Below are 13127 nucleotides of genomic sequence, written 5' to 3'. Positions count from 1 at the left end.
GCGGTGAATCGCTCCATCCACGCCGCCCCCGCCCATAAGTGTGGAGTTGGCGGCGTTCACGATAGCATCGGTCTTTGAGAGCGTAATATCTCCGCGTACCAGGAATGTTGTTTTCCCAGGCGGCACAACAATGCGCACTCGGTTTTCCTGCACGGTTTATGTACTGTGGCCTACTTGTCGGTCAGAGCCTCGACCCCCGGCAGCTTCTTGCCTTCCAGAAATTCCAGAGAAGCGCCGCCACCGGTGGAGATGTGCGTAATCTTACTGCTTACGCCGGCCGCATGCACGGCGGCCACCGAATCGCCTCCGCCCACGATGGAGGTTGCGTCGGTATTTCCGGCAACTGCTTTGGCCACAGCAATCGTACCGAAATCGAACGGATGGGTTTCAAAAACCCCCATCGGCCCATTCCAGACGATGGTCTTGGCCTTTGCGATCTCATCGGCGTAGAGCTTTGCCGTCTGTGGGCCGATATCGAGGCCCATCTGGTCGGCGGGAATAGGCTGCGAGGCCGCGAGCGTAGAGGTTTTTGCGCCGGCTTCGATCTTCGGTGCAATCACATCATCCACCGGCAAAAACAATTTGATGTTCTTTGACTTCGTCTGCTCCAGCAACTGCTTCGCCAGCTCAAGCTTGTCATCTTCCACCAGGGATTTCCCCACCTGCCGCCCGCTGGCCTTGAAGAAGGTGTAGGCCATGGCGCCGCCAATGAGCAGGGCGTCAACCTTGGTTAGCAGGTTTTGGATCACGCCAATTTTGTCGGAAACTTTGGCCCCGCCCAGGATGGCGACAAACGGACGTTGCGGATTCTGCAATGCGCGGCCCATGTATTCCAGTTCTTTTTCCATGAGGAAGCCGGCGGCGGATTTTTGCACAAACTTCGTAATCCCTTCCGTGGAAGCGTGCGCCCGATGTGCCGAGCCGAATGCGTCATTGACGTAATAATCCGCCAGGCTGGCCAACTCTTTGGCGAACGCCGGATCGTTGGCTTCTTCCTCCGCATGAAAGCGAAGATTTTCCAACAGCAGGATGTGCCCAGCACCCAACTTGCCGGCCATCTCTCGGGCTTCAGCGCCGACGCAATCCGGACAAAACCCAACGTTCTCACTCGGACCGAGGTCATGGTCCAGCAGCATACGCAAGCGCTCCGCTACCGCCTTCAGGCTCATCTTCGGGTTGGGTTTGCCCTTGGGACGTCCCAGGTGCGAAGCCAGAATCACTTTGGCTTTGTGCTTCACCGCATACTCAATGGTGGGCAGGGTTTCAACGATGCGTGTGTCGTCGGTGACGCGGCCGTCTTCGGAAAGGGGCACGTTGAAATCCACCCGCACAAATATGCGCTTGTTTTCCAGGTTCAGGTCTTTGATCGAAAGTTTTGCCATAAATTTGTTTCACCACAAAGGACACAAAGGAATCACAGAGGAACACAAAGAAAGGCAATCAAACATCAAAAGATGGCCGAATCGAATGATTCAAATCCCTTCGTGTCCTTTGGGTTGTACTTCGTGTCCTTTGTGGTTAGATTCCTTTTGCGCCGATGTAGTTGATCAGATCGCGCACACGGCACGAGTATCCCCACTCGTTGTCGTACCACGCGATGACTTTGACGCAATTGCCATCCACCACGCGCGTCATGGGAGCATCGACGATCGAGGAGCGCGAGTCGCCCTTGTAGTCCGAGGAAACGAGCTCCGCCGTCTCGTATCCCAGGTATCCCTTCAGCGGACCGGCCTCAGAAGCCTGCTTTAACGCAGCGTTGACTTCTTCTACCGAGGTCTTCTTCTCCACGAACACAACCAGGTCCACGACTGAGACGTTGGGTGTGGGCACACGCATGGCAAATCCATCAAGCTTGCCTTTCATCTCGGGAATCACCAGGTAAATGGCTTTGGCTGCGCCGGTGCTGGTTGGGATCATCGAGAGCGCCGCCGCGCGTGCGCGCCGCAGGTCTTTGTGCGGGAAATCGAGGATCACCTGGTCGTTCGTATACGAGTGAATCGTGGTCATGGTGCCGTTCTTGATCTTGAAGTTGTCGTGTACGACCTTCGTCACCGGGGCCAGGCAGTTCGTCGTGCACGAGGCGTTGGAAAGTACGTGGTGCTTGGCCGCATCGTAGGCGCTTTCATTGACGCCCATCACAATGGTGATGTCTTCGTTGGTTGCCGGGGCCGAGATAATCACTTTCTTCACCGGGCCGCGCAGGTGCTTGCGGGCATCCTCGGCGTTGGTGAATCGGCCGGTGGATTCCACTACCACCTGGACGCCAACGGAGGCCCAATCCAGCTTGGCCGGGTCTTTTTCCGCAAAGACGCGAATCTTGCGGCCATCAACACTGATGCTGTCGCTTTCGGCTTTAATGTCGTTCTTCAGGTTGCCGAGGATCGAATCGTATTTCAGCAGGTGGGCCAGCGTGCGCGGATCAGTAAGGTCGTTGACCGCCACGAATTCCAGGTTTTTGTCTTGCAGGGCCGTACGCAGAATATTGCGTCCAATGCGGCCGAAGCCGTTAATTCCAACTTTAATTGCCATTCTTCCTCCCGGGAAAAGTAAAGACTCAATAGGTTGATGAAAATGTAGTGTTTGAAACCTTCAATCCTAACATGCCGGGCCTTTCTGGAAAAACTGTTCGCAGCCGTGGGCAATGGTACAGTTTGAGATATCCGGCCACGGGAGTATGGGCAAGATGCCCACACGACAGCCGGCGAGACGCCGGCGCTACGTCAAACTGAACCACCACCCAGCCGCGATGCGAAGGAAATCTCAACGAGTGATTTGCATCACAGAGATAGAGAGAAAATTGTTCAAGAAACATTGCTATCCTCTCTGCTTCCTCTGCATACTCTGCGGTTAGGCCGCTGCTTCTCCCTGAGGACTGACGACTGACGACCGCTCTTGAAAAACCCCTACAAATCCAAGTTTTTTCAAGTTTACAGAGCTGGGACTCCCACAGAGAATGGATTGCCCAACCAGACGGTTTTGTGTTACACAAGGCCTACATGGGCAAATGGAACCGTTTCCGCCGTAGTAAAAAGAAGCCTGCCTCCCCCGCAGCTCAGGATTCAGAGTCCACGGGCCGGGTGGGCCAGCCGTTGGGGCCGGGGCAAAGCGCAATACAACCTTCATATCTACAGGATGATGACCCGCAAGATACCGGTGCTGCGAGAGAAGAGCACGAGCCTGATATCCATAGACCCGAGTCTGACATCCATAGACGTAAGTACCATATGGAGACGCAGCCGGAGGAGCCTATGCTGCCGCCCGCGCCGCCAGGGCAGGCTACGGGACGTCCGCCGCAAAAGGCCCCCCGCGCTCTTAAGGGCGTAGTTGTCTTGGCCATCGGATTACCCGGATCGGGCAAAACCACCTGGTTCAAGCGGCGTGGTGTCACCCCGCTTTCGAGCGATATGCTGCGCACCATCCTTTTCGATGACATTACCGAGCAGCGCTATCAGAGCCTGGTGTTCTCAACCCTGCGCTCGCTCTTGCGCGCCCGCCTGATCGCGCGCATGCCGTGGAACTACGTGGATGCCACCAATCTCTCTCCGCATGAGCGCCGGCAATGGATCCAGATGGCGCGCCAACTCGGCTACGAGGTGCAGGCCGTGTTTTTCGACGTGCCGGTCGAGGTCTGCCTGGAGCGCAACCGCAAACGCGAGCGCATGGTCTCGGAAGACATTATGCGGCGCATGTCGTCGAAGCTGCGTCCGCCGACGTTTGAAGAGGGTTTTTCCAAAATTGTTGTCGTCCGCGTCAAAAGCAAAGAGGGAAGCGGCGAAGCCGTCGAAGGCGAAATTTAAGCCAAGAATTGGCTGCCCAGTGCATTGGCCAGCTCTGACGCAGCCGGATGCCCTCGTCTGCGGGCCAACTGCCAAGCCGTACAATAGCCGCAATGCTGACCATCGCTGGAGTCCTGAGCCTGCTGATCTGGCTTTATCTTTTTGCTGCACATGGAAATTTCTGGCGGACCGGCAAGATCGTGGCCCAATCGCCGCAGGCCAGAGCGGCGTCCTTGCGCATCGCCGTGATCATTCCCGCGCGTGACGAAGCCGACGTCGTGGGCTGTTGCGTTACCTCGTTGCTGCATCAAATCGGCGGCCATTCTCTCCATGTCTTTCTCGTCGACGATGCCAGCAGCGACTCGACGGCGCAGGCTGCGAACGAAGCCGCCCAGGCGGCGGGGAAGTTCGAGATGCTCACCGTGATCCAGGGCCGTCCACTGGTTCCTGGCTGGTCGGGAAAACTTTGGGCGGTCGAGCAGGGAGTACAGCAGGCGCGCGCGCTGAATCCGGACTTTTTCCTGCTCACCGACGCCGACATCGAGCACGCCCCGGATAGCGTCGCCACGCTGGCGGCAGTTGCCCAGGCCGGCAGTTACGATCTGGCTTCCTGCATGGTACGGCTCCAGTGCCGGACGCTGGCCGAACGGATGCTGGTTCCGGCTTTCGTCTTTTTCTTCCTCAAGCTTTACCCGCCCGCCTGGATCGCCAATCCCCGGCGCAAGACGGCAGGCGCTGCCGGCGGTAGCATTCTCATCCGCCCGGAAGCGCTGGAGCGTGCCGGAGGCATCGAATCCATTCGCGGCCAAATCATTGATGATTGTGCTCTGGCCCGCAGAGTCAAGCAGAGCGACGGAAAAGTTTGGCTCGGACTTTCCACCGCAACCTGCAGCCTTCGCTCTTACAGCTCGTTGGCTGCGATTGGGCGGATGATCTCGCGCACCGCCTTTAACCAGTTGCAGCACTCGAACCTGCTGCTTCTGCTGTCGCTTCTGGGACTAGGCATCACCTATCTTGTGCCGCCGGCATTGCTGTTTTTTAGCCGGCAGTTGGTTCCGGCGCTCCTCGGAGCCGCCGCATGGGTGCTGATGACCATATGTTTTCTTCCGACGGTTCGCCTCTATCGCCTGAGTCCGCTTTGGGCCGCAGCTCTGCCCGCGATTGCGGCCTTCTATATGGGGGCGACTTTCCACTCCGCCTTCAAATTCTGGACGGGCCGCGGCGGCAAGTGGAAGGGCAGGGTCCAAGACCCGGCAGGAAACCAAAGCTGACAAGCCCTTTGAGCGGTCAGCTAGTCCCCCGCCCGAAAGCGGTTACCCCCCAGTAAATGCGGACATAGTGCTTTTTCCGTCGGGCCGATTTAGAAGTAAGTTATTGATTTTGATTTGGCTGCCCCCCAGGGATTCGAACCCCGATATGCTGATCCAGAGTCAGCTGTCCTACCATTGAACGAGGGGGCAGTGAGAACGATTGGTTTGCAGCAATTCGATTGTATGATGCGCTCGAACAGCCGGTCAACCAACCTCTTATCCAGGCAGTACCTACAGTTCTAAAGATACAGATTCGAAATGATCAGTTCATGCGCGGCCACCATCGCCTAGCCTGGCGGCAGTATGCTTCGTACTCTTGCCCGAAGGCTCGACGTAGAGTGGGCTCCTCGTAGAACACCACGAAGAGGTGAGTCGCGAGAAAGAAAAAGCCAGCATAAGCCAGAAGCGGCAACGACTTGTAGAAGAGCGCGGCGCTGGCGAGGGCGAGTCCTGCACCAATGTACATGGGATTCCGCACGAAACGGTAGGGACCTTGAATCACCAGCCGGCGAGGCGGATCGAAGGGCGCGGGAGTGCCTCTGCCGATGGATACGAAGGTGAATATGCACCACAGGGCGATCGCCGCACCAGCGGCCCCGATAACCATCCCAGCAACCTGCGGCACTGCAATCGCCGCAGGGCGCACAATGCCCGACCAAGACAAGAGACGTGCCGGCATGTAGATGAGCACGAGGCCAATAAAGAGCGCAGCGTAGGTGATCGCACGAACAAGAACAAACATGGTTACCTTAGCAATCCATATCAATCCATCGTGGAACAAACAGAAAGAAGGACACGATGCCGGCCTTCCGATGGTACATGTACCATAGATTAATATGCTTATTTATCAATACTTTATACGAGTTAATTTATGATGACCTAAAGTAACCTTGACTGTGACTCGGTTTCTGGATTGTGCATCTTACGTTAAGATGGCCAATTAAGATGAGCAATAAAATTATTATCCCACACTCCAGCTATGAGCAAGCAACACAGAACGGTCACGGTGCAAATACCAATTCCCGGAAACGGCCGGCAAAAGCTCCGGATGTCGCCAAGCTCCGGACGGCGCGTGACAAAATCACCAGAGTTTTTCGTTACCTCGAAGCCCTCAATCAGCATCGCAATCCTGTGCAGCGGCAGATCAGTTCTCAGCTCTGGAGTCTATGGCTGCATGACCTGCCCAGTCATTCCTCCGTACAGCGAGGCGTCACGCGCCCGGACTCAGTGACGCCCAACAGACTCGATACCAAAGTTCAAAGCATTGACAGGCCCAGCAGGGAAACATTCGTTTTCAAAGTGGAGAGGCCAAGATTGAGCCAGGCGCCAGAGCCTCCTAAAGAACTTGCGTTGTGGCTCAAAGAAGACTGGGACGATCCGGCAAAAGAAGTTGCTTTGCATGAAACGCGAAATGAGCGGGGCCGTGACGGCGATACCAAAGTCGAAAAATTCCGCGATGATCCAGCCAGGGTTACGGTTTTTCGGCGTTGGCAGTTGCAGCGCGATGAGTGGGCCGTGGCTGAAAAGCCTGCGCGTGCCGCTATGAAGATTTTTGAAAGCTTATATGAATTGCATGGACGGCTGGAGCGCGAAGCGGAACGAGTGGAGCTCATTCTGGGCGACGGCATTTTGAGTTGGCGCCGAGCGGAGGGAGACATCTGTCATCCGGTCCTGCTGCAGCGTCTGCAGCTGGAATTCAATGCGGCTGTGCCGGAGTTCATTCTCGCGGAAGCGGAGTATCCGGTGGAATTGTATTCTGCATTGTTCCAGACTCTAATCGACGTGGATGGGCGCGCCATAGGACGTTGCCGTGAAGAGTTGGAGCAAGGAGGCTATCATCCGCTGGGCGAAGAACCTACTTCTTCTTTTCTGAAGCGCCTGGTTGTGCAACTCTCCCCGCGCGGGGAGTTCGTTGAGGAAAAAGCGCCTCAAGGTGAACGGAACGAGCCGCGCATCTATCGCGATCCGATTATTTTCCTGCGTTCCCGCACGCTGGGTTTTGCTTCCGCGATTGAGGGTGTACTTGAGGACTTGCGTACTCGCCAGGATTTGCCCTGGTCACTGTTGAACATCGTGGGAGAAGAATCGCCGATTTTCACGGACGATACGGCAATCGAGGAACAAGAGTTGGCGCCCCATCCTCTTCGTCAAGCCGAGACAGATGTGCTTCTCAGTAAGCCGGCAAATCCAGAGCAGATCAGAATTGCCCAACAACTGGAAAAGCACGGCGGGGTCTTGGTTCAGGGGCCTCCGGGAACGGGCAAGACGCATACCATCGGTAATTTAATCGGCCATCTTCTGGCACAAGGGAAGAGTGTTCTGGTCACAAGCCATACGACGAAAGCCTTGCGAATGGTGCGGCATCATATTGTCCCGGGGTTGCGGCCGCTGTGCGTGAGCGTTCTGGAAAATGACCTCGACAGCCGACGACAGTTGGAAAGCGCTGTAGCTTCGATTGCCGAAAGACTGGGAAGCGTCGAGCCTGGTTCACTGGAGAGTGAGGCCAGCAAACTGGAGGCCGAACGATATGCCTTGCTCGGAGGATTAGACCGAGTGCTGCAACAACTGGCGGAAGCAAGAGCTGATGAGTATCGCAAAATCATAGTAGACGGCAAAGCCTGGACTCCTGCCGATGCAGCTCGCGCAGTCGCACAAGAGAAAGAAATCCACGGGTGGATTCCTGCCCCGCTACAAGCAGAAGCCCCGCTGCCGCTTTCTGACGCTGAATTATCAGAGCTGTATCGAACGAATGTTTCACTTTCTCCGGAAGATGAGCATGAGCTCGCAGGTGATCTTCCGGAGGTTGCCGATCTTCCTACGCCTGAAGACTTTGAGGCGACGGTTCGCGAAAGAAGTCGGCTTCGTCTTGAAAAATTGGATCTCCGTTCCGATCTTTGGCAGCCTGGCGCGGCCCGAGGATCGGAGGAGCAAATCGAAGCTCTGGCGGCCCGATTGACGCAAGCTGTAGAACCATTGTCGGGCAAAGAGAAGTGGAAGCTCGCCGCGGTCTACGCGGGCAAATATGGCGCGACATATCGGCAACCCTGGGACCAACTGGTTAGTTTTATACAGCTTGTTCATCGCGAGGCGGCAGATGCGCAGGAGACGCTCCTGCAATATGGTCCTGTGCTGCCTGGCAACAGGCGACCCGAGGAGCAGGAACAAATCGCGACAGAGATTCTTGCTCATCTCGAACAAGGAGGGAAACTCGGTTCCTTCGTTTTGTGGAAGCACAAGCCTTGGGAAGAGTTCGTGGCAACCACGCGCGTCAATGGCGGACGGCCATGCCTGACTGAACACTTCTATGCACTGCGCCGGTTGTGCAGGTTGAAAATTCTGCGGCAGGATCTCGCAGTGCGATGGGACCGACAGGTTGCTTCATTAGATGCTGCTCCTTCGAGTCAAATGGGAGACGCAATTGAGAACACGCTCATCCAGTTCTGCGGCCCCATTCAGGGTTGCCTGGCGTGGCATGAACTCGCCTGGGCCCCGCTGCAAGAAGAGCTCAAGGACCTCGGTTTTTGCTGGGAGAAGTTCATTGCCGAGCAACCCGTGTGTATTGGCACGTATGGAGAGTTGACCCGCATTGAGCGGGCTGTCATTACAGCTCTTCTTCCCATTCTGGGAGCACACCTGCAAAAACTCAAATTACAGCGCATAGAGAATCAATTGCACGAGTTATCGATCGGCCTCGATCTCGCGTGGCAGAACTTCGGCTCATCTAGAGTGATTGCCGGACTCACAGACGCGGTCAATCGCATGGATTCTGGCAGCTATGCTGAAGCCCATGCACGCCTTGCCGATGTTGCGAGCCGGCGGGCTGATTGCGATTTGCGTCATATCTTGCTCAACCGGCTTGAGAGTGCAGCTCCGGCGTGGGCCACATGCATTCGCAATCGTGATGGCGTTCATGGCGGCGCTCAGATTCCTGGTGATCCCACACGTGCCTGGACTTGGCGCCGGCTGAATGACGAATTGGAGCGGCGAGGCGGCGTTTCTCTGGAAGATCTGCAAAATCAGAGCGAGAAACTCCGCGAGCAGATTCGTAGAGTCACTGTTGATCTCATTGACCGGCGAGCGTGGGCGCATCAGGCCCGCCGGACATCATCGCATCAGCGGCAAGCGCTCATCGGCTGGTTGGATACCATCCGGCGGATTGGCAAAGGAACCGGTATCCGCGTTCCCTTGCTGCGCGCGGAGGCCGCTCGAAAAATGAGTGAGTGCCGCAGCGCTGTTCCAGTTTGGGTCATGCCGCTTTCGCGGGTGGTGGAGAATTTTGATCCGCGAGTGACCCGATTTGACGTCGTTATTATTGACGAAGCCAGCCAAAGCGACGTCATGGCACTTCTGGCGCTCTACCTAGGCAAAACTGTTCTGGTCGTTGGAGATCATGAACAGGTAAGCCCAACCGCTGTAGGCCAGGACCTCGGCATGGTCGGAAACCTGATTTCTCAATACCTACACGGCATTCCCAATGCTCATTTGTATGACGGCCAAATTTCCATCTATGACCTCGCGCGCCAGTCTTTTGGCGGAACCACTTGCCTGGTCGAGCATTTCCGTTGTGCGCCGGAGATCATTCAATTCAGCAACATGGTTTCGTACGATCAACGGGTGAAACCGCTGCGCGACGCAAGCCGGGTTCAAATCCGGCCGCCAGTGGTTTCTTACCAGGTTTCCGGATCCAGCCGCGACGAAAAGATCAATCGTCCGGAGGCCCTGGCGGTTACCTCTTTGATTGCCGCGGCCATCGAACAACCGGAGTATCAAATCAACGAGGCCGGAGGGCCAGTGAGCTTCGGCGTTGTTTCTCTGCTCGGGGACGAGCAAGCGGTTGAGATTGACAGGTTGCTGAGAGCTCATCTGTCGCCCGATCGCTACGAGATGCACCGCTTGCTTTGTGGAAACGCGGCCCAATTTCAGGGAGACGAGCGTGACGTTATCTTCATCTCAATGGTGGACACCTCCGAGCGCGGTCCATTGCGCTTGCGCGATCAACAAATATTTAAGCAGCGCTTCAATGTGGCCGCCAGCCGGGGACGCGATCAAATGTGGATTATCCACTCGCTGAATCCAGAGCGGGATCTTAAAGATGGCGATCTGCGCCGGCAATTGATCGAACACGCATACGATCCAACCCATCTCATGCTCGCACCTGAGAAAACAGAAAAGAGAGCTCGGTCGTCTTTCGAGCGCGAACTCATGAAACACCTTGAGGGACACGGCTACCAGGTAACGCCACAGTGGCAGGTAGGGGCGTATCGAATTGATCTGGTGGTTGAGGGCAATGGAAAACGGCTTGCTATTGAATGCGACGGCGATCCATATCATGCCTTCGATATGGATAAGCTATCGAGCAAACTATCTGAAGACATGGAAAGACAAGCTATCCTTGAGCGCTTGGGATGGGTTTTCACGCGCGTTCGAGCTACGGAATTTTTCCGGGATGCTGAGCGAGCTTTGCGCCCGGTCTTTGAAAGACTGGATGTGCTGGAAATACCTCCGGTGTCGGATATGACGCGCCGACCGAGGCCAGCTGACATACCAGATCAAACCGGATTGATGGACACAAACGAGTCACTTGTTTTGGCTGGTGCAGATACCGGTGCGGAGAATGAAGAACCGCAGCCTATCGCGCCTGCTGATCTGGTCGCGCGCGTGATTCACCGTGCAGATGAATTGCGCGAAAAATGGGCGTTGCGGCAGTGAGATGAGTACATGTACTATCCGCTGATCTAACAGGTTTTCTGGATTGACAACGTTTCTGTCTTTGTATATATACTAGTCGGCCCCGATTCTTGTTCCCGGGACTTCCGGAAGCCGACAGGAGATTTGGCCCAGAGAGTACACCTCTCTGGGCCATTTTGTTTTTAAACCATTTTGTTTTAGCCATGCGGTACGAAAGGTTGTGGAAATCATGGCAAGGACATCTGTCTACCCTGAGCGCTCACCCCGCCGCGCAACGCTCCTGCTTGTGCTGGTGATGCTTGCGAGTGGGATACAGAGAGCAAACGCTCAAGACGATGACAGCAATCCCGGCGGGGCCAAGTTTTCTCCTGATGCAGTGGCCACTTTCAATAAGCGCTGCAGTGCTTGCCATACCTACGGGAAGGGAATCAAGGTTGGGCCTGACCTGAAAGGCGTTACTGAGCGGCGTAAGCGGGAGTGGCTACTCCGGTTTATTCACGGATCCTCGGGCGTAATCAAGTCGGGAGACCCAACTGCCACAGCGTTGTTCGTACAGTTCAAACAGCAGCGCATGCCGGACTGGACGGACCTGTCAGAAAAACAGATCAACGACATCCTGGATTACCTGGCAGGCGGTGGCCCCGACATCAAACCACTCGACGAGCGCAACGCAAATCTCTCCACTCGTGCAGAGATCGAGACAGGACGACAGTTGTTTTACGGCCAAATGCACTTCAAGCACGATGCGCAGCCGTGCGCTACCTGTCATAGCGTTCAAGGTTCCGGGCTGCGTGGGGGCTCGCTTGGCCCAAACCTGAGCAGCGTTTATTTCAAGTATCAGGATAAGGCACTCACATCATTCTTGCGACATCCGTGCTTTCAGTGGGATTCAGACATTTCCGCGACGAGCTATCTGACAGCAAAAGAGTCATTTGCCCTGAAGGCTTTTCTGCGGCAGGTGGCCCTGCAACAGCCAACCAACACTGCAAAAGCCGCCGACCGCTCTGAAGGAAGCAGCAACCGATGAAGCCCAACTTTTTGTTCGTGGCATGGCCTTATGTAGCACTCGCACTGTTTTGCTTCGGCATCGCAGGCCGCTACCTGCTATCGCGAAAACAAATGGCTGCGGTGGAGGCAGAGCTGACCGATGCCTGGGCGGTGTTCGGTGGCAGCAAACTGTGTCGCGTTAGCCTGCTGTTGCTGTTGCTGGGACACCTTGCGGGATTGATTTTCCCACACGGAATTCTTTTATGGAACGGCAGCACGATACGGCTCTACCTGTTGGAAGGTTTCGCTTTTACGGTTGGAGTCGTGGCGTTCGTGAGCTGGGCTGCGCTGATGTGGCGGCACCTGGAACGATCTAGCGACTCGGCCGCAGCCGAGTTCGCGGACACGGTTTTTCTCGCGCTCTTGTTTGTGGGACTTCTTTCCGGTTTGCTCATGGCGGCCTTTTATCGCTGGGGTTCATCGTGGGGCGCGATGACGTTGACGCCTTACGCGGTCTCGCTGCTCCGAGCGAATCCGACGGCTGGGTTCGTGATGCAGATGCCATTTCTGGTGCGCCTCCATATCTTCTCTTGGTTTGCGGCAGTTGCTGTACTTCCGCTTACGCGTCTGGCCGCGTTTATAGTGCTCGCGCTGCATCGCTGCTTTGGGCTGATGGGCAGACCAGTTATTGCTGTTGGCCGTGCCGCCGAAGCGTGGATGCAACGGCATGACCCGGCAGCACGAATTTGGCCGGAGGAGGACTGAAGCGCGATGCGACTGCAGTTGGTTCTCTGTGGCGTTGTTGGCCTGGGTCTGGTGAGCGGACTTGGAGCGTGGCAACTCTCGCGGGTGGGAATCCATCAGGGTTACGCGCCGGAGCAGCCTATCGCCTTTCCCCATAAGGTGCACGCCGGAGACAACAAGATTCCGTGTTTGTATTGCCACTATGCCGCACGCACCAGCCGCCATGCAGGAATTCCGCCAGCCAGTCTCTGCATGAACTGCCATACCATGCTGGAGAAGCAAACAGTTGCCATTGAAAAGCTCAAAGAAGCCGTGCAACAGCAGCGCCCGATCGTGTGGGTGAAGGTGCACAACCTGCCCGATTTTGTTTATTTCAACCACAGCCAGCACGTTCTTTCGGGAGTCGCTTGTCAGCGCTGCCACGGGCCCGTGGAGAGCATGGACCGGGTGCAGCAAGTTGCTCCACTGACGATGGGCTGGTGCCTGCAATGTCATCGTGAGCACGCAAATATACCGACGGTAGATCTTCAGCGAGCGGCACTAAGCCTTTCCCATAAGCAGAAGCCGGTGGCGGGACTTGATTGCGCGAGTTGCCACTACTAAAGAGAACGCCCGAGGAGCA

General features: G+C 56.1%; 9 protein-coding genes and 1 tRNA gene. 6 read left to right on the top strand and 4 right to left on the bottom strand.

Going from position 1 to position 13127, the window contains the following annotated elements; genetic code table 11:
• Positions 1–170 precede the first annotated feature (170 nt).
• Entirely contained in the window at positions 171–1382 is a 1212-nt protein-coding gene (locus VK738_02475) for a phosphoglycerate kinase (GenBank protein HTD21488.1), read from the bottom strand.
• A 136-nt stretch (positions 1383–1518) separates the two neighbouring features.
• Complete coding sequence (gene gap / locus VK738_02470) at positions 1519–2529, bottom strand: type I glyceraldehyde-3-phosphate dehydrogenase (GenBank protein ID HTD21487.1); 1011 nt, start codon at positions 2527–2529, stop codon at positions 1519–1521.
• Positions 2530–2996: 467 nt separating this feature from the next.
• Here gap and VK738_02465 point away from each other — a divergent pair, with 467 nt between their 5' ends.
• The gene (locus tag VK738_02465) at positions 2997–3797 is read left to right on the top strand and encodes an ATP-binding protein (GenBank protein HTD21486.1); all 801 of its coding nucleotides are present in this window, start codon (positions 2997–2999) and stop codon (positions 3795–3797) included.
• A gap of 92 nt (positions 3798–3889) precedes the next feature.
• Positions 3890–5047: a glycosyltransferase gene (locus VK738_02460; GenBank protein ID HTD21485.1), complete on the top strand. Its 1158-nt coding sequence runs from the start codon at positions 3890–3892 to the stop codon at positions 5045–5047.
• A gap of 115 nt (positions 5048–5162) precedes the next feature.
• Here the strand turns inward: VK738_02460 and VK738_02455 are convergent.
• A tRNA-Gln gene (locus VK738_02455) sits at positions 5163–5236 on the bottom strand.
• 112 nt (positions 5237–5348) lie between these two features.
• A complete protein-coding gene (locus VK738_02450) occupies positions 5349–5828 on the bottom strand; it encodes an isoprenylcysteine carboxylmethyltransferase family protein (GenBank protein HTD21484.1) in 480 nt (159 codons plus the stop codon).
• Positions 5829–6031: 203 nt separating this feature from the next.
• Here VK738_02450 and VK738_02445 point away from each other — a divergent pair, with 203 nt between their 5' ends.
• The 4 genes from VK738_02445 (at position 6032) to VK738_02430 (ending at position 13108) form a co-directional block, all read left to right on the top strand.
• The gene (locus tag VK738_02445; GenBank protein HTD21483.1) at positions 6032–10795 is read left to right on the top strand and encodes an AAA domain-containing protein; all 4764 of its coding nucleotides are present in this window, start codon (positions 6032–6034) and stop codon (positions 10793–10795) included.
• 208 nt (positions 10796–11003) lie between these two features.
• Positions 11004–11801 carry a c-type cytochrome gene (locus VK738_02440; protein HTD21482.1) on the top strand — a complete coding sequence of 266 codons (798 nt, stop codon included), beginning with the start codon at positions 11004–11006 and terminating at the stop codon, positions 11799–11801.
• Positions 11798–12526 carry a respiratory nitrate reductase subunit gamma gene (locus VK738_02435; protein ID HTD21481.1) on the top strand — a complete coding sequence of 243 codons (729 nt, stop codon included), beginning with the start codon at positions 11798–11800 and terminating at the stop codon, positions 12524–12526. Before VK738_02440 ends, VK738_02435 begins: the two co-directional genes overlap by 4 nt.
• Before the next feature lie 6 nt (positions 12527–12532).
• Positions 12533–13108, top strand: coding sequence for a cytochrome c3 family protein (locus VK738_02430; protein HTD21480.1), 576 nt, complete (start codon positions 12533–12535; stop codon positions 13106–13108).
• Positions 13109–13127: the final 19 nt, after the last annotated feature.

The sequence above is a fragment of the Terriglobales bacterium genome, from assembly GCA_035487355.1.
Taxonomy (GTDB): domain Bacteria; phylum Acidobacteriota; class Terriglobia; order Terriglobales; family Acidobacteriaceae; genus QIAW01.
This window is presented reverse-complemented; position numbering and strand designations above follow the sequence as displayed.

Coding starts and splice junctions, on each gene's coding strand:
- VK738_02435 (HTD21481.1), top strand. CDS start 11,798: ATGAAGCCCAACTTTTTGTTCGTGGCATGGCCTTATGTAGCACTCGCA.
- VK738_02475 (HTD21488.1), bottom strand. CDS start 1,382: ATGGCAAAACTTTCGATCAAAGACCTGAACCTGGAAAACAAGCGCATA.
- VK738_02460 (HTD21485.1), top strand. CDS start 3,890: ATGCTGACCATCGCTGGAGTCCTGAGCCTGCTGATCTGGCTTTATCTT.
- VK738_02430 (HTD21480.1), top strand. CDS start 12,533: ATGCGACTGCAGTTGGTTCTCTGTGGCGTTGTTGGCCTGGGTCTGGTG.
- VK738_02445 (HTD21483.1), top strand. CDS start 6,032: ATGAGCAATAAAATTATTATCCCACACTCCAGCTATGAGCAAGCAACA.
- VK738_02465 (HTD21486.1), top strand. CDS start 2,997: ATGGGCAAATGGAACCGTTTCCGCCGTAGTAAAAAGAAGCCTGCCTCC.
- VK738_02440 (HTD21482.1), top strand. CDS start 11,004: ATGGCAAGGACATCTGTCTACCCTGAGCGCTCACCCCGCCGCGCAACG.
- gap (HTD21487.1), bottom strand. CDS start 2,529: ATGGCAATTAAAGTTGGAATTAACGGCTTCGGCCGCATTGGACGCAAT.
- VK738_02450 (HTD21484.1), bottom strand. CDS start 5,828: ATGTTTGTTCTTGTTCGTGCGATCACCTACGCTGCGCTCTTTATTGGC.